At 31.6% G+C, this 22,871-nt stretch carries 23 protein-coding genes; 15 read left to right on the top strand and 8 right to left on the bottom strand.

Annotation, left to right across the window (positions count from 1 at the left end):
* The first annotated feature begins 51 nt into the window (after positions 1–51).
* The 4 genes from B2217_RS12285 (at position 52) to B2217_RS12270 (ending at position 2,763) form a co-directional block, all read left to right on the top strand.
* Positions 52–474 (top strand): hypothetical protein, encoded by a 423-nt coding sequence (locus B2217_RS12285; RefSeq protein ID WP_286495472.1) that lies wholly within the window; start codon positions 52–54, stop codon positions 472–474.
* 143 nt (positions 475–617) lie between these two features.
* A complete protein-coding gene (locus B2217_RS12280) occupies positions 618–1,493 on the top strand; it encodes a bifunctional 5,10-methylenetetrahydrofolate dehydrogenase/5,10-methenyltetrahydrofolate cyclohydrolase (protein WP_180906769.1) in 876 nt (291 codons plus the stop codon).
* Between the two features lie 4 nt (positions 1,494–1,497).
* A complete protein-coding gene (locus B2217_RS12275; protein WP_180905631.1) occupies positions 1,498–2,145 on the top strand; it encodes a 7-carboxy-7-deazaguanine synthase QueE in 648 nt (215 codons plus the stop codon).
* A 96-nt stretch (positions 2,146–2,241) separates the two neighbouring features.
* A complete protein-coding gene (locus B2217_RS12270; protein WP_180905630.1) occupies positions 2,242–2,763 on the top strand; it encodes a plastocyanin/azurin family copper-binding protein in 522 nt (173 codons plus the stop codon).
* A 53-nt stretch (positions 2,764–2,816) separates the two neighbouring features.
* On the opposite strand, the gene B2217_RS12265 is transcribed toward B2217_RS12270, so the two are convergent.
* From B2217_RS12265 to B2217_RS12255, 3 genes are read right to left on the bottom strand one after another with little or no spacing between them, the layout of a single operon-like run.
* The gene (locus B2217_RS12265; protein ID WP_180905629.1) at positions 2,817–3,329 is read right to left on the bottom strand and encodes a hypothetical protein; all 513 of its coding nucleotides are present in this window, start codon (positions 3,327–3,329) and stop codon (positions 2,817–2,819) included.
* Between the two features lie 12 nt (positions 3,330–3,341).
* Positions 3,342–4,802: a hypothetical protein gene (locus B2217_RS12260; protein ID WP_180905628.1), complete on the bottom strand. Its 1,461-nt coding sequence runs from the start codon at positions 4,800–4,802 to the stop codon at positions 3,342–3,344.
* Between the two features lie 6 nt (positions 4,803–4,808).
* On the bottom strand, positions 4,809–5,387 hold the full coding sequence (locus B2217_RS12255) for a hypothetical protein (protein ID WP_180905627.1): 579 nt from the start codon (positions 5,385–5,387) through the stop codon (positions 4,809–4,811).
* 404 nt (positions 5,388–5,791) lie between these two features.
* On the opposite strand from B2217_RS12255, the gene B2217_RS12250 reads away from it, so the two are divergent.
* Positions 5,792–7,525, top strand: a complete 1,734-nt coding sequence (locus tag B2217_RS12250; protein WP_280045875.1) for a thiamine pyrophosphate-dependent enzyme — start codon at positions 5,792–5,794, stop codon at positions 7,523–7,525.
* A complete protein-coding gene (locus tag B2217_RS12245; RefSeq protein WP_280045876.1) occupies positions 7,525–8,763 on the top strand; it encodes an MFS transporter in 1,239 nt (412 codons plus the stop codon). The genes B2217_RS12250 and B2217_RS12245 overlap by 1 nt, the downstream gene beginning before the upstream one ends.
* A 46-nt stretch (positions 8,764–8,809) precedes the next feature.
* Here B2217_RS12245 and pgi read toward each other — a convergent pair whose 3' ends face one another.
* Positions 8,810–10,462, bottom strand: coding sequence for a glucose-6-phosphate isomerase (gene pgi / locus B2217_RS12240; protein ID WP_280045877.1), 1,653 nt, complete (start codon positions 10,460–10,462; stop codon positions 8,810–8,812).
* 165 nt (positions 10,463–10,627) lie between these two features.
* Between pgi and B2217_RS12235 the strand changes: the two genes are divergently transcribed.
* The 7 genes from B2217_RS12235 (at position 10,628) to B2217_RS12205 (ending at position 18,311) form a co-directional block, all read left to right on the top strand.
* Positions 10,628–12,253, top strand: a complete 1,626-nt coding sequence (locus B2217_RS12235) for an alpha/beta fold hydrolase (protein ID WP_280045878.1) — start codon at positions 10,628–10,630, stop codon at positions 12,251–12,253.
* 55 nt (positions 12,254–12,308) lie between these two features.
* Positions 12,309–13,055, top strand: coding sequence for a lysophospholipid acyltransferase family protein (locus B2217_RS12230; RefSeq protein WP_244957993.1), 747 nt, complete (start codon positions 12,309–12,311; stop codon positions 13,053–13,055).
* Positions 13,052–14,902 carry a M1 family metallopeptidase gene (locus tag B2217_RS12225; RefSeq protein WP_180905624.1) on the top strand — a complete coding sequence of 617 codons (1,851 nt, stop codon included), beginning with the start codon at positions 13,052–13,054 and terminating at the stop codon, positions 14,900–14,902. The genes B2217_RS12230 and B2217_RS12225 overlap by 4 nt, the downstream gene beginning before the upstream one ends.
* A gap of 3 nt (positions 14,903–14,905) precedes the next feature.
* Complete coding sequence (gene rnhA / locus B2217_RS12220; protein ID WP_038336544.1) at positions 14,906–15,379, top strand: ribonuclease HI; 474 nt, start codon at positions 14,906–14,908, stop codon at positions 15,377–15,379.
* 29 nt (positions 15,380–15,408) lie between these two features.
* Complete coding sequence (locus B2217_RS12215; protein ID WP_180905623.1) at positions 15,409–16,323, top strand: hypothetical protein; 915 nt, start codon at positions 15,409–15,411, stop codon at positions 16,321–16,323.
* A gap of 452 nt (positions 16,324–16,775) precedes the next feature.
* Positions 16,776–17,723 (top strand): radical SAM protein, encoded by a 948-nt coding sequence (locus tag B2217_RS12210; protein ID WP_244957992.1) that lies wholly within the window; start codon positions 16,776–16,778, stop codon positions 17,721–17,723.
* A 30-nt stretch (positions 17,724–17,753) separates the two neighbouring features.
* Positions 17,754–18,311, top strand: coding sequence for a 5-formyltetrahydrofolate cyclo-ligase (locus B2217_RS12205; RefSeq protein WP_280045879.1), 558 nt, complete (start codon positions 17,754–17,756; stop codon positions 18,309–18,311).
* Here B2217_RS12205 and B2217_RS12200 read toward each other — a convergent pair.
* Positions 18,251–18,880, bottom strand: a complete 630-nt coding sequence (locus B2217_RS12200) for a hypothetical protein (RefSeq protein ID WP_280045880.1) — start codon at positions 18,878–18,880, stop codon at positions 18,251–18,253. The two genes, B2217_RS12205 and B2217_RS12200, sit on opposite strands and share 61 nt — an antisense overlap.
* Positions 18,864–19,946, bottom strand: a complete 1,083-nt coding sequence (locus B2217_RS12195; protein WP_180905619.1) for a hypothetical protein — start codon at positions 19,944–19,946, stop codon at positions 18,864–18,866. The genes B2217_RS12200 and B2217_RS12195 overlap by 17 nt, the downstream gene beginning before the upstream one ends.
* 307 nt (positions 19,947–20,253) lie before the next feature.
* On the opposite strand from B2217_RS12195, the gene B2217_RS12190 reads away from it, so the two are divergent.
* Positions 20,254–20,511: a hypothetical protein gene (locus B2217_RS12190; protein ID WP_180905618.1), complete on the top strand. Its 258-nt coding sequence runs from the start codon at positions 20,254–20,256 to the stop codon at positions 20,509–20,511.
* 30 nt (positions 20,512–20,541) lie between these two features.
* A complete protein-coding gene (locus tag B2217_RS12185) occupies positions 20,542–20,763 on the top strand; it encodes a hypothetical protein (protein ID WP_180905617.1) in 222 nt (73 codons plus the stop codon).
* A 62-nt stretch (positions 20,764–20,825) separates the two neighbouring features.
* Here B2217_RS12185 and B2217_RS12180 read toward each other — a convergent pair whose 3' ends face one another.
* Together B2217_RS12180 and B2217_RS12175 are read right to left on the bottom strand one after the other, a co-directional pair.
* Positions 20,826–21,875 (bottom strand): NAD(P)-dependent alcohol dehydrogenase, encoded by a 1,050-nt coding sequence (locus B2217_RS12180; RefSeq protein WP_180905616.1) that lies wholly within the window; start codon positions 21,873–21,875, stop codon positions 20,826–20,828.
* A gap of 10 nt (positions 21,876–21,885) precedes the next feature.
* Positions 21,886–22,806, bottom strand: coding sequence for a hypothetical protein (locus tag B2217_RS12175; protein ID WP_180905615.1), 921 nt, complete (start codon positions 22,804–22,806; stop codon positions 21,886–21,888).
* Positions 22,807–22,871 lie beyond the last annotated feature (65 nt).

Genomic DNA, 22,871 nt, shown 5'->3' with positions numbered 1-22,871 from the left:
CCTAAATCAACCTACTATGGATAACATTCTTTCATTACTATCATCATTATTTTGTTTTTTTCTCCATTTGCACTACTTCTTGGAATAACTTTTTGGGCAAGTAAATCACGCGAAAAGAAACAAAATGCTTTGTTAACACAAGTTCCTCCAAATGTAGAATTTAAAGCAGTTTTGCGTTATAACTTTGGAAATCTACAATCAAAATTCTTAAAAATGAAAGCGTTTCAAGGAAGTGGTGTTTTATATGTTTTGGACGACAAAACACATTATATCACCACAAATAATCCGAATGATAATTTTATTTTCGATCTGAAAACTTCACAAATCAATTGGATTGGTGTTAATCTTACAAATGGTTTGTTGGAATGGTTTCAATTGAAAAATGGAGAAAAAGATTATTATTTCAATTTCGAAACTGGCATGTTTATTTTTAATATAAATTCTAAAAAAAATGAACACAACACAAGTTTTTAATTACTTAAAAGAATCGCAGAAAAAATATCAATAATGCTAAAACCACTTCACAACGANNAGTATTTAATCAGAAAATCATCAACTCAAAACTTAATGATTTATTTTCCAATTTGTCCGTATCTTTGCGCAAACACAACAAAACAATGCAAATTTTAGACGGTATTAAACTGGCAAAAGAGATCAAACAAGAGATCAAGGAGCTGGTGCAGAATTACAAGGACCAAGGAGTTCGTGTACCACATTTGGGTGCAATTTTAGTAGGAAGTAATGGTGCTTCTCAGACCTATGTTGACAATAAAATCAAGGATTGTCATTTTGTAGGTTTCGAGTCTTCAGAATTACGTTTGCCTGATACAATTTCTCAAGAAGATTTGATTGCAGAAATTGAAAAATGGAACAATGATGATACATTAGACGGATTTATCGTGCAATTGCCATTACCAAAACACATCGATCAAGAAGCAGTTATCAATGCAATTGATCCTAAGAAAGATGTAGATGGTTTTCATCCAATGAATTTTGGTAAAATGGCATTAGAAATGGAAACATTTTTACCTGCTACACCTTACGGAATTATGGAAATGTTAGAGCGTTACAACATTGATACAACTGGTAAACATACAGTTGTGATTGGTCGTTCTCGCATCGTTGGTCGCCCAATGAGTATTTTGATGAGTAAAAACGGAAATCCTGGAAACAGTACAGTTACATTAACTCATTCGAAAACTCAAAATTTAGAACAATTTACAAAAGAAGCTGATATTGTGATCACTGCTTTAGGTGTTCCAGGTTTCTTAAAAGCTGATATGGTAAAAGATGGAGCGGTTATCGTTGACGTAGGAATTACACGCGTTGATGACGAAACTAATCCACGAGGATTTAGATTAGCTGGTGATGTAGATTTTGATAATGTAAAAGAAAAAGCATCATGGATAACGCCAGTTCCAGGAGGAGTTGGACCTATGACACGCGCTATGTTATTAAAAAACACATTGTTGGCATACAACAACAAAAAATAAAATTATGATACACATTGCATCAACAACTGCAGAAGAACAACAATTGATACAAGAAGGGAAATTATTGCCTGTTATGGAGCATTTTTACACAATTCAAGGTGAAGGAATGTACACAGGTGTGGCTTCTTATTTTATTCGATTAGGAGGTTGTGATGTTGGTTGCCATTGGTGCGATGTAAAAGATAGTTGGGATGCTGACAAGCATCCCTTAACTAATGTTGATGAATTGGTAGACTTGGCAACTTCTCAGGCCAAAACAATCATCATTACAGGAGGAGAACCTTTGATGTGGGATTTGACTTATTTGACAAAAAAACTACACGAAAAAGGTGCAAGAATTCACATCGAAACTTCGGGTGCTTATCCGTTGAGTGGAGAAATTGATTGGGTTTGTCTTTCTCCAAAAAAATTAATGTTGCCGTTAGACGAGGTTTGCGAAGCTGCAAATGAATTGAAATGTATTGTGTTCAATAATCACGATTTTCAATTTGCCGAAGAACAAGCTGCTCGTGTTGGAAAAGATTGTACGCTTTTCTTGCAAACAGAATGGAGCAAACGCGACAAAAATCTTCCATTGATTGTGGAATATGTGAAAGAAAATCCGAAATGGCGTTATTCTTTACAAACACACAAATATTTGGATATTCCTTAGATATTTATCTGTTTAAAATCAGTTCTATTTAGACTGAGTAAACTTTTTTAAGTTACTGAATTTCATTATTTTTATATCAAACAAAAAATTGAAATAATGAAAAAAATAGCTTTGATGAGTTTCGCGGCAATTTTGATGATGAGCTGCGGAGGTTCTAAGAAAGATGAATCAACTCAACCAGAAATAGATTATAGTACAGCTCCATCAGAAGATGCTGAAACTTCTACAGCTACGCCTGCTACAAACAATCATATTGTTTTGAAAGCGAGTGATGACATGCGCTACGATAAAACTGAATTTACAGTGAAAGCTGGCGAAGAAGTAACTTTAATCTTAATGAATGCTGGTGAAATGTCAAAAGAAGCAATGGGACATAATTTTATTTTATTAAAACCAGGTTCTGATGCTTCTGCTTTTGCAAATACAGCAGCTTCTGCTAAGGCAACAGATTATATTCCGACCGAATTACAATCAGAAATTATTGCGCATACAAAATTGTTAGGAGGTAAAGAAAATGATCAAATCAAATTTACTTTAGAAGAAGGTACATACGATTTCTTATGTTCTTTCCCTGGTCATTTTGCAACAATGAATGGAAAAATAAAAGCAGTTAAATAATAATAAAAAATGCGAGAAGTTTTCTCGCATTTTTTTATGAATAGATTGAATGATTATTTCCAATAATTCCAAACTTTACCATCAAAAATGGCAACAGTTTTACTTGCTGTATCGTAACAAATCATTCCAGGATATGGACTTTTTACATTAATTTCAGGTTGATTAACCTTAGGTAAAATCATCGCATCTTTATCCGATTCTAAAACTAAAATTCCTGTTGCAGCAGATGTTTCTGCTCCAATAATTACTCCATCACCTACTTCATTAGAAGAATTTGTTAATAAAACTGTTTTTTCTCCAACATCACTTAACTCAACCCAAATACCATTCTCATACATTTTCACTTTAGAATCTGTTAAGTCAAAAGCAAAGGTTCCACCATTATTCGTTGCATCCAAACCTGTAGGTACAGTAGTAACAGCTGGTAAAATAATTCCGTTTGTTGTTGATTCTTCGAAATCTAAAATTGTATTATTCCCATCCACTGCATTTTTACCAATTGACACTTGACCAAAAGAAATTGATGCAAAACCGCATAAAATAGCAGCGTATATTATATTTTTCATTTTAAATAATCTTTATTCGTTACAACTTTTCTCGATACAATGCCAAATTGTTCCATTATATAATTTGACACATTTTTCGGTTGTATCATACACAATCATTCCTTCTTTTGCATCAACAATTTTAACTACATCAACAGTTCTTGTAATGACGAAACCTTTTGTTGAAGATTCTAATGCTAAAAATCCATTTGGAATTGCAGTTGGCCAATTCTCTAATTTTGTTGACATTGCAGAAACTCCAACATTGGTAAAAGAAGTTGCTGTTGTTGTATTTGGCGTTTTTGTACAAGATGTTCCGGGAGTTGGAGTTGTACCTCCTCCTGTTACAGTAATTGTTGCAGAAGAACAAATACCAATTAAACTACATATTTGATATCTTAATCCTCCAACTGGTGGTACGAATCCACTTGTAAATGTAACAATACCAGTCTCAGTGTCTAAAATAGCTTCCGCAGGCCATTCTCCAATTATAGAAATTGTAGAGTTTTTATTATTTCCTGTTAATACTACTTTTGTTCCATTGGTTCCGTATAAATCATTATCTATAATATTAATACTAGAAGTAGTTGATAAATCTACATGGTCATCTGTTGCTTTAATTATATTATCAATTACAACATTAGTATCTGGACAGTCATACTCTGTACCAGTTTCTGTTGTTTCTTCTAATGTAATATCATCTACAAAAAAATCATTACCATCATTTGATGCAATGTTATTCCTTAGCGCCACAGCTATATTAATACAATTTGCGTCATTCGGAGCTTTAAAAGTCCATGTTTTTTGCTCCCAAGTATTAGCAGCACTTAATCTCATTACATTCTTAGCATTTTCAGAAAAATCTGTAATATTATGATCAATGTTGGATGATCCTAATACTTTTTCTGTTAGTATATCTTGTGCCTCAAAACTTACTCCTACTTTATTTCCTCCTGCTCCATAGATAAAAGCAGATACTTTATAAGTTTTACCTGGTTCTAATTGCACTACTCGACGGTAATATTGGTTAAGAACCATACCTCCATTTACTACCAATACAGCTCCGTCCAAAGATCCATCAGTATGATCTGCTGGTTTTGGATTTTGATTGTACCACCATTCTCCAATCCATCCAATATTATTACCATCTGGCATTACTTTAGTCATATCATAAATATGGCTTGGTGCTATTACGGCATAAAAACCATTATCAATATTCCACACATCCTGGTTATAACTACCTTTATTTGTACCATAAGTATTGGTTGAAGGTAAAGTTGATAAATCAGACAAATATTTATCTGCAAGTCGATAAAAAGAAGATCCGTGTTTGAAGAAGCCTAAACTTCCATCTTTTCCTGTTTGTGGTACATATTGAGATGATGTTCTTATTGTACTTTTCCCAAAATCTTCTTTGAAGATAAGTGTTTGCGCATTCAAATTGCATGTTATCATCACTACAATTGCGCTTATTATTTTTCTTAAATTGTTCATTTATAACTATATTATTAAAATTAATACAGTAGATTTAGTTGATGGTTTGTTTTTAGTGAACGAAAATGGAGGCGGACGAGTTAAAATGTTATCGATTACATTTATTCGAATATGAATAAAAGAATTATTAATCGCAAGTAAATTATTAGCAATATCAGACAGATTTATTTTAAAAATCGAATTTGTCCTTGCTACTTTTTGATGATATTTATAAAAATTTTCTTTTAAAACTATTTTCCCCGAGTTCTCAGGAAGATTACAACCAGATAAAAATTTTATTTTAGACGATAAAATAGCTGTTTTTGGCTTGTAGACATGTTCTTTTTGTTGCTTATTCTCTTTTTTTACGACTAAAACCTTTTTGAGTTTTTTAGGTTTAGTAATCGTCTTTTTTTCGACAGTGGTTTTGTTTATGGTTTTATCTACTGTTATTTTTTCTAATAAATTCGTTTCCGTATTTTTTGATATAAAAATAAGTATTTGACCACTTTCAACTATTGTATCTTTTTGGTAACCAAAAAGAATAGAAGAAAAAAGCAAAAGAAATAAACTTCCTAAATTTCTATATCTGAGAAAATGATTCATTAAATTATTAAAAATAACTAGAGATAGTAGGAAGAGAAGTGTGTAAAGCCAAAAGGCATACGAAAGTAAAGTATTTATAAATATTAATTCTGCAAAAAACTCTTACTTACACTATTTTTAATCATTAAAAATAAGAAGTGATAAACATAGATTAAACATAGATTAAACATAGATTAAACATTTATTTTACATGTCAAATATAGTTTTGGCACAAATATTGAAATATATTAAGCGTATAAGATTTAGTAGAGTAAATTTTGTCCTCATGTGTTAATTTTAAGCCTGTTTCTCAACAGGCTTTTTTGTTTTACAACAATTTACTATTCAAATATTTAACACTTATTTCAAATATTTTTATCCTATAATTTCATAACTTGTTAGTCACAATCAAAAAATACTTTATTATGGGAAAGAATGTAGCACATCAAATTGTAGAATTACTAGAAAAAGCGAATATAAAACGTGTTTATGCAGTAACTGGTGATAGTCTCAATTTTTTTAATATCGCAGTTAAACAAAGTGACAAAATTGATTGGGTTCATGTAAGACATGAAGAAGCTGGAGCAATAGCTGCTACTGCCGAATCAGAATTGAATGGGATTGGATGTTGCGCTGGAAGCTCTGGTCCTGGTCATGTACATTTGATCAATGGAGTTTATGAAGCGCATAAATCAAGAACTCCTTTAGTTGTAATTGCCTCTACTCTGCCTACAATAGAATTTGGTACAGATTATTTTCAGGAAACGAATACTATTAAACTTTTTGATGATTGTAGTTGTTATAATCAAATTATTACTCGAGCAGAACAAGTTCCTAGAATGGTACAAACAGCTATACAACATGCTATTTCAAAAAAAGATGTTGCAATTATTGGACTTCCAGGAGATATTGCAGAAATGGAAGCCGTTGAAAGTAATTATACCTCGAATTTCTATTTCAATCAACCTATTATTACTCCAAATAAAACTGAATTAAGAGAAGCTGCTTCTATTATAAATGATGCAAATAATATTACCTTATTCTGTGGAATTGGCGCATCTCAAGCAAATGAAGAAGTTATAAAACTTTCTCGTCATTTGCATGCTCCAGTTGGATATTCGTTCAAAGGGAAAATGAGTATTCAACCCAATAATCCAAATGAAATAGGAATGACAGGATTACTTGGTCAACCATCTGCTTATCATGCTATGCACAAAGCTGATTTAATTATTTTGATTGGTACCGATTTTCCTTATAAAGATTTTATTCCAACAGATAAAAAAATCATTCAAATTGATTCAGATGGCTCTAAACTTGGACGAAGAGCTAAAATTGATTTAGGATTAGTCGGAAATGCAAAAGAAACAATTAACGAATTAATTGAGTTATTAGAACCTAAGCAAGACAGAGATTTTTTGGATAGTCAATTAGAAATGTATAAGAAAGTTCTTGAAAGCAAAATGACATTTGTTCATGAAAAAGGAAAAGAAAATGCCATTCAACCCGAATATGCAGCTTATTTATTAGATGAGTTAGCTACAAAAGATGCCATTTTTACAGTTGATACAGGAATGTGTTGTGTGTGGGGAGCACGTTATATAACGGGTACGGGAGAGCGAAAAATGTTAGGATCTTTCAATCATGGCTCTATGGCAAATGCAATGCCTCAAGCGATTGGTGCACAAATGGCATATCCTGATAGACAAATTATTGCTATGTGTGGTGATGGTGGAATTTCGATGTTATTAGGAGATTTAGCAACCATCAAACAATATAATCTACCTGTTAAACTTATTATTTTTAATAATAGAACATTAGGAATGGTTAAATTGGAAATGGAAGTTGCTGGTTTACCTGACAATGAAACAGATATGGAAAATCCTGACTTTACTTTGATTGGAAAAGCAATGGGAATAGAAAGCGAATCGGTTAAAAATCCCGATGATTTACCTGATGCAATCGGAAGAGCTTTTGCTCATAATGGACCGTATTTATTAAATGTATTTACAAATCCAAACGCTTTAGCAATGCCTCCAAAAGTAGATCTTGATCAAATGATTGGAATGACAAAATCTATGGCAAAACTAATGTTAGGTGGAAAAATGGATGAGGTAATGGAAACTATTAAATCCAATTATAAACATTTAAAAGATTTATAATGAATCAATCATCATCTATCACACAATCAAGTAAAAAACTTTTCATCATTGCATGGGTTTTAGGCTTAATCTTCTATTTCATTGATTACGCAACTCGTTCTGCACCTTCATTAATGATCACAGATTTGGCTCAGAATTACAACATTTCTAAAGAAAATTTAGTTTCTCTTATTGGAACATATTATTACACTTATTCGATATTCGCTTTAATTGCTGGAATATGTTTAGACAAATTTGGTGCAAGATATTCGATGTTTGCAGGGTGTTTTATACTCGGAATAGGATGTATTTTATTTATCGCTTCCTCCCAATTTGCTGGAACAACAGGCAGATTATTACAAGGAGCGGGTAGCGCATTTGCTTTTCCTGGTTGTGTCTATTTAGCAACCAAAGGATTCTCATCAAAATCTTTAGCAACAGCAATAGGCTTCTCTCAATGTATAGGAATGCTTGGTGGAGCGGCAGGACAATTTGTGGTTGCGCCATTATTAGAAAATGGTTTTGGATATAAAACATTTTGGATAATTGCTGGAGTTTTATGTATAATTCCAGCTGTAGCAATGCTGTTCATAACTCCAAAATCGTCTGAAGAAGAGATCGAAAAAAGTAAACAAACCTCTTTTATTGAACCTTTCAAAATTATTTTCAGCAATCCAAATTCGTGGTTAACTGGTATTATTTCTGGATTATTATTTATACCGACAACGATTTTTGCCATGACTTGGGCTGTTCCTTTTTTCAAATTAGACTTAGGTTTTGATGCTCACACTGCTGCTATGACTGCTGCTATGGCGTCACTAGGCTGGGTAGTTGGATGTCCATTAATGGGTTATATAACGGATAAAATAGGAAAAAGAAAACCTGTTATTCTTTTTGGTTGTATCGGAATGATCTTGATGTTTTTACAACTCATTTATCTTCCAGATTTAATTCCAATAAAAGTTACATTTTTCATTTTTGGGCTTTTCTCTGGAGTCGCAATGATTCCATATTCGGTTATCAAAGAAGCTAATCCAGATTATGTAAAAGGCTCTGCAACTGGAGTTCAAAACTTTTTGACGTTTGGTGTAACTTCTCTAGTTAATCCTGTTTTTGCTAAATTATATGGAAACGAAATTGTAAATGTTACAGATAAAACTGGACATTATCATCAAGCAATTTGGTTTTGGATCATCGGAATATTTATTGCCATTATTCTAACCTTATTTTTAAAAGAAACTGGTCACAAAAATTCATAAAAAAATCCGCTCATTGAGCGGATTTTTTAGTAATTATATTGATAAATTATTTTCTCCAATATTTATAAGCATTGATTAATCCATTTGTAGAAGCATCATGAGAAGTAACTTGCTCATCATTTTCTAACTCTGGTAAAATCACATTTGCTAATTGTTTTCCTAACTCTACTCCCCATTGATCAAAAGAGAAAATATTCCAAATAACTCCTTGCACAAAAATTTTGTGTTCGTACATCGCAATTAAATTTCCTAAAACTTTTGGAGTCAACACTTCATATAAAATTGAGTTTGTAGGACGATTTCCTTCAAAAATTTTGAAAGCAGTTAAGAAATCAATTTCTTCCTTCGATTTCCCTGCTTTTTCTAATTCAGCAATAACCGTTTCTTCATCTTTTCCAAATGCTAAAGCTTCTGTTTGAGCAAAAAAGTTTGATAATAATTTTGCATGATGGTCGCCTAAAACATTCAACGAATTAGCTCCTGCAATAAAATCGGCTGGAATTAATTTTGTTCCTTGATGGATTAATTGATAAAAAGCATGCTGACCATTTGTTCCTGGTTCTCCCCAAATAATTGGTCCCGTTTCATAATCCACTTTTTTCCCATCTCGACCAACATATTTACCATTCGATTCCATATCACCTTGCTGAAAATATGCTGCAAATCGCGATAAATATTGTTCATAAGGTAACAAAGCAACCGAATCTGCACCAAAGAAGTTGTTGTACCAAATTCCTAAAAGCGCCAAAACTACTGGTATATTTTGATCTAAAGTTTCTGTTTTGAAATGCACATCCATTTCATGTGCTCCCTCTAACAATTCTTCGAAATTTTCGAAACCTACTGCCAAAGCAATGCTCAAACCAATCGCACTCCACAATGAATAACGACCACCAACCCAATCCCAAAATTGAAACATGTTTGCCGTATCAATTCCGAAATTAGCAACACCTTCTGCATTTGTCGATAATGCCACAAAATGTTTCGCAACATCAGCTTCATTTGCGTTAGAATTCAAAAACCATTCTTTCGCAGAAAAAGCATTTGTCATCGTTTCTTGCGTTGTAAATGTTTTTGAAGCAACAATAAATAAGGTTGTTTCAGGATTTATTTCTTTAAAAGTTTCTGCTAAATGCGTTCCATCAATATTCGAAACAAAATGAATATTTAAACGAGTTTTATAATGTTTCAACGCTTCTGTCACCATCACAGGTCCAAGATCCGAACCACCAATTCCGATGTTGACAACATCTGTAATTTCTTTCCCTGAAAAACCTTTCCATTCACCCGAAATTACTTTTTCCGAAAAAGATTTCATCTGATCTAACACCTCATTAATTTGAGGCATTACATCTTTTCCATCAACCAAAACCTCTTCATTAGAGCGATTGCGCAAAGCTGTATGCAGAACAGCTCTTTTTTCTGTCACGTTGATTACATCTCCTTCAAACATTTGCTGAATTGCAGTATCAACATCCATTTCTTTCGCTAAATCAACCAAAAGTTGAATCGTTTCTGCATTAATTCTATTTTTCGAATAATCTACTAATAATGAGGGATATTGAATCGAAAATTCTTCAAAACGATTTGCATTTTGAGCAAATAGTTCTTTGATTGATGTATGCTGAATCGTTTGAAAATGTTTCTCTAACGCATTCCAAGCCTTTGTAGTTGTTGGATTGATTGTATTTAAAGCCATAATATTTTTAGTATTCTTTCCTTAACAAATTTAATCATTTCAAATTCATCTCAAAATCAATATTGTCTCGATAACGTTGTAGCAGAAAAATTTTAAGAAATAATTATCAATCTAGTCATGTAACCTTTTTAAAAACAATTCGTCTTATAACCAAAACAATAAAATATGCGCAACTATTTTTTTATATTAATCGTAACAATTTGTACAATTCTTCAAGCTCAAATTAAATTAAAAGGAAGTGTAAAAGACAGCAATAATTTGCCAATTGCATACTGTTCGATTGGAATAAAAAATTCAGAAGTTGGAACAATCACAGATGAAAATGGTCAATTTTCTATCGAAATTCCAGAAAATCAATCTAAAAGTCACTTAATTTTTGATGCATCAGGTTATGATGAAATTTCAAAATCTATAGAAGAAATCCAACAAAATTCTGTTATTATTTTAAATGAAAAATCAATTTCATTGACAGAAGTTACACTTAAAACAGAAAAAATGAAAGAGAAAATTATTGGTCAAAAAACTCGTCCAATGCTTACTTTTTCTAAAATGTTTGATGAAAATGTACCAACAATTGAACAAGGAAATATTTTTGAAATTTACCCAAATACAAAACTAAACGCATTCAATTTTCATATTATTCCAAGTTCTAAATACGGAGAAATTACCTTAAAAGTTAATATTTATGCTGTTAAAAATGATTTGCCAACAGAATCGCTTTTAGACGAAAATATTATTTATAAAACATCTACAACTGGATGGCAAAAAATTGATTTAGCACCTTATAAATTTCGATACAAAAATGTTGATAAAATCGCTGTTACACTACAATTAGTTGATTATAAAAAACTTGCTCAAGAAGATTTTATTTTTGGTGTTTCTGCCAAGAAATCTTTAGGAAAAGACTTGTTGTTTAGATATCAAAGTCAAGGTAATTGGGAAGCTTCTCCAGGCGTTTTTATCGCTAACTTAGAAGTTTTATATTCAAAAGATAAATTGACTATAAATGAGGAAAAGCCTGAGGAAATTGATACAAAAACAAAAGAATTAATTTCATATTATCAACATAAAGAGAGTGCTAAAAAGTCGATATATGGAAAAAATAAGTCAGGAAAATATATTGATATAAATGATGCGAAGATTTATTATGAAGAATATGGACAAGGCGAGCCTTTGATATTTCTACATGGAAATAATGGAAGTATAGAAGATTTTTATCAACAAATTCCATTTTTTGCCAAGCATTATCGAGTAATTGCTCTTGATACACGCGGACAAGGGAGAAGTACCGATTTGACAAATACACCTTACACTTATGAAGAGTTTGCAAACGATTTACTTCAAGTGATACAAAAACTTAATCTAAAGAAAGTCAATCTTGTTGGTTGGAGTGATGGTGGAAATACAGCTTTAATTTTCAATGCTCAATATTCTGAAATAATTAATAAAATTGTAACAATTGGTGCTGTTCTTAACCCAAATGGAGTAAGCGAAGAACTAATTGGGAGTTTGAAAAATTTAGCAAATAAACCTTCAGAAAACACGAATTCACGCTTAATCGAATTGATGTTAAATGAACCAAATATTACAAAATCTGAACTAAATAAAATTCAAAATCCTGTATTGGTTATTGCTGGTGAAAAAGATGAAGTAAAAGAGAGTTATACGAAAGAAATTCAACAAAATATTTCAAAAGCGGAGTTATTGATTATTCCAAATTCAACGCATTATGTTCCTTTTGAACAGCCAAAAATATTAAATGAAGCTATTTTGAAGTTTTTGAAAAAATAGGAACATAAGTTTAGTTTTCAATTTCTCCATATCTTTACTCCACTAAACCAACTCAATGAAATACATCACAGGTTTTTTTGTCCTTATTTGGCGCATTTGGATGATATTTTTAGCCGCAATTTATGTCCTAACAATAGGAGTTTTTATCGTGCTACCTTTGGCAAGTTTCGAAAAAACATTCCCATATATTTATCCGTTAATCAGATATTGGGGCAAATTTGTGTTGTACGGAACTGGATTTAGAATTGATTACAAAAAACTTGTTCCACTCGATCCGAAAGAAAACTATGTTTTTATAGCCAATCATACTTCGATTATGGATATTATGTTGATGTTGACGATTCTAAAACATCATCCAATCGTATTTGTAGGCAAGGCAGAGTTACTCAAAATCCCTATCTTTGGACGAATATTCGAACGAATTTGTATCCCTGTCGACCGAAAAAGTGCACGTAGTAAAGCACTTGTTTATCCCGAAGCAAAGAAAAAGTTAGACAAAAATCTGAGTATTTTTATTTTTCCTGAAGGAGGCGTTACAAACGACAAAGAATTCAAGATTTATTTGGATCCTTTCAAAGATGGAGCGTTTAACATTGCGATTGAAACACAAACGCCTTTGGCTGTTTTGGCGATTCACGGTGTTAATAAAATGTTTCCGTTTAATTGGTTTAGAGGTTATCCAGGAAAAATAAAAGTCCGACTATTGGAGACTTTCGAAACGAAAGATTTGAATGTAAAAAACGATAAAGTTGCTTTGAAAGAAGCTGCTTTCAACATGATTTTAAAAGATTTAGAACAATGAAAAATTTAGTTTATATCGCATTAGGAACGGCTTTAACGGCGGTTAGTTGCAATAAACAAATCTCTTCTACCACAGAAACTGAAGCAAAAGACAATCAAACTTTTGCTGATTTAGATAAAGCTCGCATCAAACATTTGAGTTTGGATATCGAAACTGATTTCGATACGCATCAAATCAAAGGTTCGGCAGCTTATACATTCGAAAATAATCAAGCAAAACAATTGATTTTAGATACCGAAAAACTAACAATTGATTCAGTTTTATTAGCGAATGGTCAAAAAACGACATACAGATTAGGTGAAAAAGATTCGATCAAAGGTCAAGCCTTAATCATTGATGTTACGCCAAATGATACAATTGTAAAAGTTTTCTACAAAACTTCGCCTGATGCAAATGCTTTACAATGGTTAAATCCGCAACAAACACACGATAAAAAACATCCGTTTTTATTGTCTCAAGGACAAGCAATTTTAACTCGTTCTTGGATTCCGATTCAGGATACACCAAGTGTTCGTTTAACGTACGATGCAAAAGTAAAAACACCAAAAGATTTGTTGCCTTTGATGAGTGCAATCAATCCAAAAGAAAAAAATTTCGAAGGTGTTTATACCTTCAAAATGCCACAACCAATTGCACCTTATTTGATTGCTTTGGCTGTTGGTGATGTACAATATCAACCAATCGACAACAGAACGGGTGTTTATGCAGAACCTGGTTTGTTAAAAGCTGCTGCGTGGGAATTTGCCGATATGGGAAAAATGGTAACTGCTGCCGAGAAATTGTACGGAAAATATCCTTGGGAACAATTTGATGTCTTGGTTTTACCGCCTTCGTTTCCTTTTGGAGGAATGGAAAATCCGCGTTTAACGTTTGCTACGCCAACTGCAATTGTAGGTGATCGTTCGATGACGAATTTGATTGCACACGAATTGGCTCATTCTTGGTCTGGAAATTTAGTAACGAATTCTACTTGGGATGATTTCTGGGTAAATGAAGGATTTACAGTTTATTTTGAGCGTCGAATCATGGAAGAATTAGAAGGAAAAGATTATGCGGATATGATTTCGGTAATTGGTTTTCAAGATTTAGAAACGTCGATGAAAAATATTCCAGAAAAATATACTTCATTAAAAGTGAACATGAAAGGAGCAAATCCTGATGATGCTTTTTCTGATGTTCCATACGATAAAGGTTATTTATTTTTGAAAATGTTAGAAGATAAATATGGTCGTGAAAAGTTTGATAAATTCTTGAATCAATATTTTTCTTCGCATGCATTCCAAACAATGACAACAGAAAAATTTGTTGATTATTTGAAAGCTAATTTGACAAATGGAGACGATTCTTTTGTTCAAGAATGGATTTATAACACAGGTTGGCCAAAAGATTTGAAAAAACCAACTTCAAAATTATTTGATTTAACAGAAGCGCAATTACAGCAAGATATAACAAACGGACGAAATAAAGTTGCACCTAAAAAAGTGGCGATTTCTACGAAATCTACAAACGAATGGGTTCATTTTATTCGTCAAATTGATACAACTAAAAACACAAAAGAAGATTTAGCTTATTTGGATGCGATTTATGATTTTACAAATTCAAAAAATCCAGAAATTGAATGTGCTTGGTTCGAAAAAGCATTTTTAATGCATTACGATAAAGTCAACACAAATGCGAAAGAATTCTTGGTAAATGTTGGCCGTCGTAAATTTTTAGAGCCTTTATATTTAGCTTTAAAAGAATCTAATCAATTAGATTTAGCGAAAAATATTTACAAAGATGCGCGTCCAAATTATCATTTTGTTGCACGTCAAACAATTGATACAATGTTAAATTACAAACCATAAAACATGGCGATTGTAGCATATACAGACGGTTCGTCGTTGGGAAATCCTGGTCCAGGAGGATTTGGTTGTATTTTGTTGGAAACCGAGAAAAAAGTCAAAAAAGAAATTTCTCAAGGTTTTCGACTAACAACGAATAACCGAATGGAATTGTTAGCAGTTATTACGGCTTTGGAAACGCTAAAGTTTACTAATACTGAAATTACCATTGTGACGGATTCTAAATATGTGGTAGATGCTGTGGAAAAACGTTGGGTTTTTGGTTGGGTGCAAAAGAATTTCAAAGGAAAGAAGAATGCTGATTTGTGGAAAAGATTTTTAGAAGTTTATAAAATTCATCGTGTAAAATTTCAATGGATAAAAGGTCATGCTGGACATCATTGGAACGAAGAAGCTGATAAATTAGCGGTTGCGGCAGCAAATAAACCAGAAAATTTTAAGATAGATTCTTACTTCGAAATTCATCAAAACGAAGAATAATTTTCTACTTTTGTGAGGCAGAGAGAAACATGAAAATGAAGACGTTGTGGAGATTTCTCCTACTACTTTTAATTACAATTTACAGTTGTTCACCTAAAAAAGAAAAAGGTGAACTTGTCTACTTTAGTGGACGAATTGCGAATGCGCAAACAGATAGCATTTACCTATTATTGAATAATCGTGAAAAGGCTTTTGCTTTAGATTTTGATGGAAACTTTTCGGATACAATTCAGTTAGTTGACGAAGGTTACAAGACACTTTCCATAGAACGAGAAGAATTTACAATTTATTTGATTCCAGGTGATAGTTTGATTCTAAATACAGATTTAAAACATTTGGAGAATAATTTCAAATTCTCTGGAATAGGAAAAAATCGAAACAATTATTTGGTTGACAAAAGTTTTAAAACGGATAAATTCTTAACTGATCATACCGAATTATTTAAACTTGCTCCGCCAGATTTCAAAAATCAAATCAAAAATTTTCATCAAAAAGTTTTCGAAGATTTAGAGAAATTAGAAGTTAATTCTTCGTTCATCAAAACAGAAAAAACGAATTTAAATTACGATTTTATCAATTTGTTGTACATGTACAAGGATTCGTACACATATTACAATCCTGCTTCTCAGCAATTACCTGTTAATTTTTTGACAGAATTAGATGAAATCGATTTAGATAATGACGAGGATTATAGAACGTATCAGAGTTACCGCAATATTGTCTTAACAAACTTACAAGAAAAATTATATCAAGGTCTTTCTGCGGATGCTTTATTGGAAAACATCAAAAGTCAATCGATAAAAAATGGATTTATTAATTCATTAATTTACGAACTTGATCCAAAAGATCCGAATAGCAACGGAATTTATCAAGCAATACAAAAACATTGCAATTATCAACCTTGGTTGGATGAAGCTGCAAAACGTATGAAAAAGTTTGGTTGATAACTTAAAAAAATGCTTTCAGAATCTGAAAGCATTTTTTTAACATTTTTTATTTAATTGAGAAACAGAAGTATACTTGTTATTTGTATTTTTTAACTTTTCTATAGGCAACCTTTTTAAGAAATTTGCATCTGTATTGTAGAATTAGTAATGAAATTGAAAATGTCTAAACCGAAAAGAATTCACAAAACTTACAAAAAATCTATATTTAGTAAAATGAAAGTAAAACCAGTAAACTTATTGCTTTTTATGGCAATCGTTTGTTTTATTTTTGTTGTATTTTTCTTAAAATAATTACAATTAAGTTCTTTCAAAGAAAAAGAAATAATTCTTCATCACGTTCGTTTTAAAGTATATTTGTAAGAATCAAACTACACTATTAAGATATGAACGTTTACAAGCTTTTAAAATTAAATTGGTTAATTAAAAATCATCGGATAAAATTTTTAGGAATGTATCTTTTGCATAAAACAAATCAAAGATATATTGCTGTCAATTTTGATCCTGTGATGGCTTGTAATTTACGTTGCAAAATGTGTTATTTTACAGATGAAAATTATGTAAAGAAAACTAAAGGTATTTTTCCAAAAGAAGATTTATCAATTTTAGCTGATAAAATGTTTGGCAGAGCTCTTAAACTGCAAATTGGTTGTGGAACAGAACCTACTTTGTATAAAGATCTAGCGCAAATTGTTTCTTTAGGAAAAACGCACAAGGTTCCTTATATATCGCTTACAACTAATGCAAATTTGTTAACCAAAGAAAAGGTAAAAGAACTTGTAGGTAATGGATTGAATGAATTCACTATTTCGTTGCATGGTGTACATCAAGAAGCTTACGAAAACTTTATGGGAAAAGCCTCTTTCGATAAATTTCACGAAGCTCTGCAAGCAATTTATGAAGAAAAGAAAAATAATCCGAATCTTATTTTGAGAATCAATTATACGTTCAATAAAGATAATTTCTTAGAACTAAGGGATTTTTTCTCATTATACGGAAAATACGAACCAAATATTCTTCAAATTCGTCCAATGAAAAGCATGGGTGATACCGAATATCAAGATACAAATATTTCGAGCCTGAAAGATAGCTATGATTCGGTTTTGAGAGAAATTAAAACTGAATCAAAGAATAGAGAAATGACTTTATTAGCAACTTCAACTTACGATGAATTAGTAAACGCAACAAACGTAGAAAGTTTAGTTTATAATTATACCTATTGTTACATACGACCTGGTTATACGTGGAAAGATGAATTTGATTACAAAAAGGATACTTTTAACGATTTCTCTAAAAAAATAGGTCTATCAAAAGAACTTTTGAAAAATGCTTTTTCGAATAAAAAACAAATGGATAAACTCAAAACAAAAACTTCTTTAAATTATAATATTATTGAGTAAGATCTTAACTTCGTATCAAACTACGAAGAAATGACAAAATCTGAAGCTAGAAAATATTACCGAACGTTGAGAAAATCATTCACTAAAGAAGAAGTGGATGACTTGAGTGATCAAATTTTTGAACACATCAAACACTTAGATTTTTCTACAGATCAGACATTTCATATTTTCTTACCTATCGAAAAAAATAACGAAATCAATACTTATCCAATCATAAATTGGCTATTTCAACAGCAAAAAGAGGTGGTTTTGCCTTTGGTTGTTGGCGATGATATGATTAATTGTAAAGTAGAAAAAGGTTTCGAAACGGTATTAAATTCACTTCAAATTCCAGAACCCACTCAGTATTCAGAAATTGATTCTAAAGCGATTGATGTTATTTTTATTCCAATGTTTGTTGCCGATAAAAAAGGAAATCGCGTCGGATACGGTGGCGGATATTATGATAAATTTTTGGCAAGATGTAGACCTAATTCCAAAAAAATAGGTCTAACTTATTTTAGACCTATTGAATATATTGAAGACGCCTATTTCGGCGATTTTCCTCTTGACTTTTGTATTACTCCAGATGGGATTGAATCTTTCTGAATCGAGTCTTTTTTATCATTTAATGTTCTAAAATAGAATTTAAACTCTCGTTGAAATTTGATCGGCTCTTGTTTTAACACAAATACACCAACATGATTATTGGTTTCGATTAACTTTTTATCCGAATTGAAATAATTAATTGTATACGCAATTCGCTTGATAGAATCGGGTGTAATCGAATCTTTTGGTAAAATTGCAAATTTAGAAACGGAAGTAAATGTTACTTTTTTCGAACGAAGCTCTCTCAACAACGAAAATATTTCGGTCGTATCTTTTTTAGGAAAATAAGACAACAATTGATCTCTCAACAAGCTATCAACAACCGTATCATTGGTATTAGATGCCAACGCCGAAAGCTCAAAAAACTCACGCAATTTCTGCTTTGCAATAAAATTTACAGCTTCCACAGAATCCATTTTACTACTTACTGTCGATGCCTCGTTTTTGTAACCTTTTATCGCTTCTGGGTTGTAATCTCCTTTATATTTATCGTCTTTGCACGAAAATATCATCCAAACACTCATCAGCAATATCATGCTAAACTGAACTATTTTACTTATCGTTCTCATCTTGTTGGATTTTAAATTTTAATTTCACAATTTTTCCATTTTTCCTTTCCGATTCGATCAAAGAAAAATTCTTTAATGACGTCGTAGGCATTGTAACTAAATTGATATATTGTTGTTTCGAAAGAATCTCTACACCAAAAAAATCATTGTCATACACTTGATAAATCAACGCATCATCCGCAATCATTTGATTTAGCTTAGAAATTCGTTGTTTCAAATCTTTTGCTGAATTCGAATAATAATACAGCATAATCTTATAATCATCTGGCTCTAACAATAGCTTTTCAGGCTGATTATATTGATGCAAATTAACCTTAAACGTATCTTGTTTATAGTAAGGCGAACTCACAAACATCTTGATTGTATCTTTTTGCGATTCAAATTTGATACAACCTGTTTTGGTCGATAAATAAAGTGGTGTAAAACCATCTCTAATAATTGTAACCTCAACAGAATTGGTAATTGCAGCTTGTCTGTCCGAGTCTACAAAACAAAATTCGTATTCGCGCTGACCAAAAATTGAATAATAAATAGTTGCGCCAATTCCGCTCAATAAAACAATTGCTGCAGCTATTATCGAGATCAATTTTAGCTTAGATTTTGTTTTAACAGTTTCCTCTTTTGCAGGAATTATTTCTTTTTCTGTTGATAGTTTAACTTCTACTGGAATCTCTACTTCAGATTCTTCTGGAGTTATATGTTCTGATGAAAAATTTTCGTTTTCTGTTGCTTCAATCGTCGATTCTTCAGCTTTATTTGGACCAAAATGTTCTATTTTTTGAACATTAAGAAAGTGTGCCCAATTTTTATATCCACAATATTGCGCCAAAAGATTGAGCATATCAATACGCGGAAGCTTCTTAAAATCTGACTTAAAATACGTATAAAACCACTTTTCGCTAACGGTAGATCTGGTTTTATTGAATAAATCGTCTTGGAAAGATGTAATTTCTTGCCCCTTCCAATCGGAGATATTTTCGGATTGAGCAGAATTTTCTTCTAAAAATCGATTTGAAATCGTTTTTTTCAGAATTTCGAAAATTTCTATATCTGTAAATTTGCTCAAAAAATAAAATTTATAAAGTTGGTTTTCAGTATTTTGTAAAATAATTTCGATTTTACAAATTGTCTTTTAATACAACTACAAATAAAATAATTTTTTTGATATGTTGAGTTGTATTTCTTTATTAATGCGTTGTTAAATGATTTATTTTGTTGTAAAACATTTGTTGAATATTCGATGATTGGATTACAATCATCTTACAACTATTTTGCTTCGAAAAACTTTGATGTCAGCTTAACTTTGGTTCAACAAAATGATTGAAAAATCAACAAAAACAAAAAATCAATTAAACATTTAAAAAATTAAAGTTATGAAAAAATTAGCATTAAACGTAATCGTATTAGGAGTAATCGGAACTGCATTTGGTTTAACATCTTGTAATTTATTTGGATCGAAAGAAACAAAAACTGAAACAGAAGTAAAAAATGACACAATTACAACAATCGAAGATTCAGTAAAATTTGATTCTGTAGGAAAAGATTCTGTTGTGATCAAAGATTCGGAAGTTGTAAAAGAAACTCCTGTAAAAGTTGAAACAACTACGACTACAACAACAGAGAAAAAATAATTTGTAGAATAGATTAAACAAAAAAATCAAATGAAAAAATTAGCGTTATTCGCTTTTGCAGCGATTTCTTTCACAGCAATTTCTTGTAAACAAGAGGCAAAAAGTATTGGAGAGCCAACAACAGTTGCTGAGGATTCTGTAAGTGTTGAAAAAGCTGAAATTCCTGCGGCAGATTCTGTAGAAGGAGTTACGGTAGATTCTTCGAAAACTGTAAATCCAGCAGAAACAACAAAAGATTCTGTTGCGAAATAGAACTTGAAAACTCAATAAAAAAATCCGCTTAATGAGCGGATTTTTTTATTTTTATATCTAAATTAAGATTCTTTCAATGATTTGATATCAATCACAAAACGATATTTCACATCCGATTTCATCATTCGCTCGTAAGCTGTATTAATGTTTTGAATATCGATCATTTCTACATCAGATACAATATTGTGTTCTCCACAAAAATCTAACATTTCTTGTGTTTCCTTGATTCCTCCAATTAAAGATCCTGCCAAATTACGACGTTTCATAATCAATAAACCTCCGTGAACAGCATCTAAAGGCTCAATAGCACCCACCATACACATTGTTTTATCTAATTTTAATAATTGTAAATATGGATTAACATCATGTTTCACAGGGATTGTATTCAATAAAAAATCGAATGAATTTGCATGCGCTTTCATTTGTGTTGCATCTTTCGAAATCAAAACCTCATCAGCTCCAAGTTTCTTTGCATCTTCACCTTTCGACTCAGAAGTTGTAATCATTACAACATGTGCACCCATTGCTTTTGCAAATTTAACACCCATATGTCCTAAACCTCCAAGACCGATTACCCCTACTTTATCGCCCGCTTTTACATTCCAGTGACGCAAAGGAGACCAAGTTGTAATTCCCGCACACAACAATGGCGCAGCAGCTTTTACATCGATATTTTCAGGTACGTGAAGCACAAAATCTTCTTCTACCACAATGTTTTCTGCATAACCACCGTAAGTAATTCCGCCATGTTTCGAGTTTTTAGAATTATACGTTCCTGTAAAACCATTTTCACAATACTGCTCTAAACCTTCGTCGCAAGAATGACAATGTTGACAAGACTCTACCATACAACCTACTCCAACCAAATCTCCAACTTTGAATTTCGTAACTTCAGAACCTACTTCTTTTACTCGACCAATGATTTCGTGCCCAGGAACAACCGGATAATTTGGTTTTCCCCAATCTCCTTTCGCAGTGTGAATATCGCTGTGACAAACCCCACAATACTCGATATCGATAAAAATATCCTTCGCGTGTAAATGTCTACGTTCTATTGTGTGTGGCGCTAATGGATCAGTTTCATTGAACGCTGCATATGTTTTTGTACTCATTTTATATTTATTAAAGGTTATTTAATATTTCTCTTTGTTTATCTATAGAATAATCTGCCTTACAATCTAAATTAAACTCTGAATTATATTTCGTCACATAACTATTTAAATCAGAACATTTCGACAGTATTTCAAATTCTTTATTTTTTGTATCAAAAATAATTCCTTTATAATCATTTGTATTAAAAGTTATAATTCCTTCTTTCACAAGATTGATATAATTTTCTGAATAACCTTCTGGAACATCCTTCGTATCTAAAACAGTCGAAGCAATTGCTCCAGCAATTCCAAACATCATTAAATAGCCATTATTTTGTTGTGATTTTGGCAATTCCATGTACAAATGATGATCTGATCCTGCTTTTACTCTAACATAAGCAAAGTTTGGAATCTCTTTCGCTAACAAGATTTTTTTATCTTTTGCAATCTTTTTTATCTCTTTTACATTAAAATAAACATCTCCATTTCGCACAATTGCAAAATAATCTCGTTGTTGAAATTCAGGAAATTTTCCTTTTGTATCATAAAAATTAACCAAATCTGCCGATTGTTCAAACAAATCCGCATAAAGATTTGGCTTCATTTCAAATGCTTTACTTTCTACATTCTTGGAAACAAAATCGTCTTTTGTCACATAAACTCCATCAGGATAACTAAAAGATTCTTTGCTAAACACACCTTTTATTTCAGGAATATTTTTAGACAAATTTTCAGAATCATAAACCAAATCGAAATCTTTTACTCTAACTACCGCGAAAGTATTTTTTGATAAATCTGTTTTGAATTGTAATCCTTTTCCATCATTAATGTATTTTACATCTCTTATTTCAAAAGAATTATTTGTGCTTTTAGAAGTTATTTTCGCTTTCGATATATATTGCCCAAAAACAAAAGTAGAACATAAGGCAAGTAGAGTAAATAATTTTTTCATTCGATTATATTTTGGATAAAATTAAAAAATCCACCTGAATAATCAGATGGATTTTAGGGTTATTA

The organism is Empedobacter sp. UBA7620 (assembly GCF_002484185.1).
Taxonomy (GTDB): domain Bacteria; phylum Bacteroidota; class Bacteroidia; order Flavobacteriales; family Weeksellaceae; genus Empedobacter; species Empedobacter falsenii_C.
Note: the sequence above shows the minus strand (reverse complement) of the source record. Positions and strands in the feature narration are given on the sequence as shown.

Coding starts and splice junctions, on each gene's coding strand:
- pgi (WP_280045877.1), bottom strand. CDS start 10,462: ATGGCTTTAAATACAATCAATCCAACAACTACAAAGGCTTGGAATGCG.
- B2217_RS12190 (WP_180905618.1), top strand. CDS start 20,254: ATGAAAAAATTAGCATTAAACGTAATCGTATTAGGAGTAATCGGAACT.
- B2217_RS12185 (WP_180905617.1), top strand. CDS start 20,542: ATGAAAAAATTAGCGTTATTCGCTTTTGCAGCGATTTCTTTCACAGCA.
- B2217_RS12275 (WP_180905631.1), top strand. CDS start 1,498: ATGATACACATTGCATCAACAACTGCAGAAGAACAACAATTGATACAA.
- B2217_RS12260 (WP_180905628.1), bottom strand. CDS start 4,802: ATGAACAATTTAAGAAAAATAATAAGCGCAATTGTAGTGATGATAACA.
- B2217_RS12255 (WP_180905627.1), bottom strand. CDS start 5,387: ATGAATCATTTTCTCAGATATAGAAATTTAGGAAGTTTATTTCTTTTG.
- B2217_RS12245 (WP_280045876.1), top strand. CDS start 7,525: ATGAATCAATCATCATCTATCACACAATCAAGTAAAAAACTTTTCATC.
- rnhA (WP_038336544.1), top strand. CDS start 14,906: ATGGCGATTGTAGCATATACAGACGGTTCGTCGTTGGGAAATCCTGGT.
- B2217_RS12265 (WP_180905629.1), bottom strand. CDS start 3,329: ATGAAAAATATAATATACGCTGCTATTTTATGCGGTTTTGCATCAATT.
- B2217_RS12270 (WP_180905630.1), top strand. CDS start 2,242: ATGAAAAAAATAGCTTTGATGAGTTTCGCGGCAATTTTGATGATGAGC.
- B2217_RS12210 (WP_244957992.1), top strand. CDS start 16,776: ATGTATCTTTTGCATAAAACAAATCAAAGATATATTGCTGTCAATTTT.
- B2217_RS12225 (WP_180905624.1), top strand. CDS start 13,052: ATGAAAAATTTAGTTTATATCGCATTAGGAACGGCTTTAACGGCGGTT.
- B2217_RS12230 (WP_244957993.1), top strand. CDS start 12,309: ATGAAATACATCACAGGTTTTTTTGTCCTTATTTGGCGCATTTGGATG.
- B2217_RS12280 (WP_180906769.1), top strand. CDS start 618: ATGCAAATTTTAGACGGTATTAAACTGGCAAAAGAGATCAAACAAGAG.
- B2217_RS12215 (WP_180905623.1), top strand. CDS start 15,409: ATGAAAATGAAGACGTTGTGGAGATTTCTCCTACTACTTTTAATTACA.
- B2217_RS12200 (WP_280045880.1), bottom strand. CDS start 18,880: ATGAGAACGATAAGTAAAATAGTTCAGTTTAGCATGATATTGCTGATG.
- B2217_RS12175 (WP_180905615.1), bottom strand. CDS start 22,806: ATGAAAAAATTATTTACTCTACTTGCCTTATGTTCTACTTTTGTTTTT.
- B2217_RS12235 (WP_280045878.1), top strand. CDS start 10,628: ATGCGCAACTATTTTTTTATATTAATCGTAACAATTTGTACAATTCTT.
- B2217_RS12205 (WP_280045879.1), top strand. CDS start 17,754: ATGACAAAATCTGAAGCTAGAAAATATTACCGAACGTTGAGAAAATCA.
- B2217_RS12250 (WP_280045875.1), top strand. CDS start 5,792: ATGGGAAAGAATGTAGCACATCAAATTGTAGAATTACTAGAAAAAGCG.
- B2217_RS12180 (WP_180905616.1), bottom strand. CDS start 21,875: ATGAGTACAAAAACATATGCAGCGTTCAATGAAACTGATCCATTAGCG.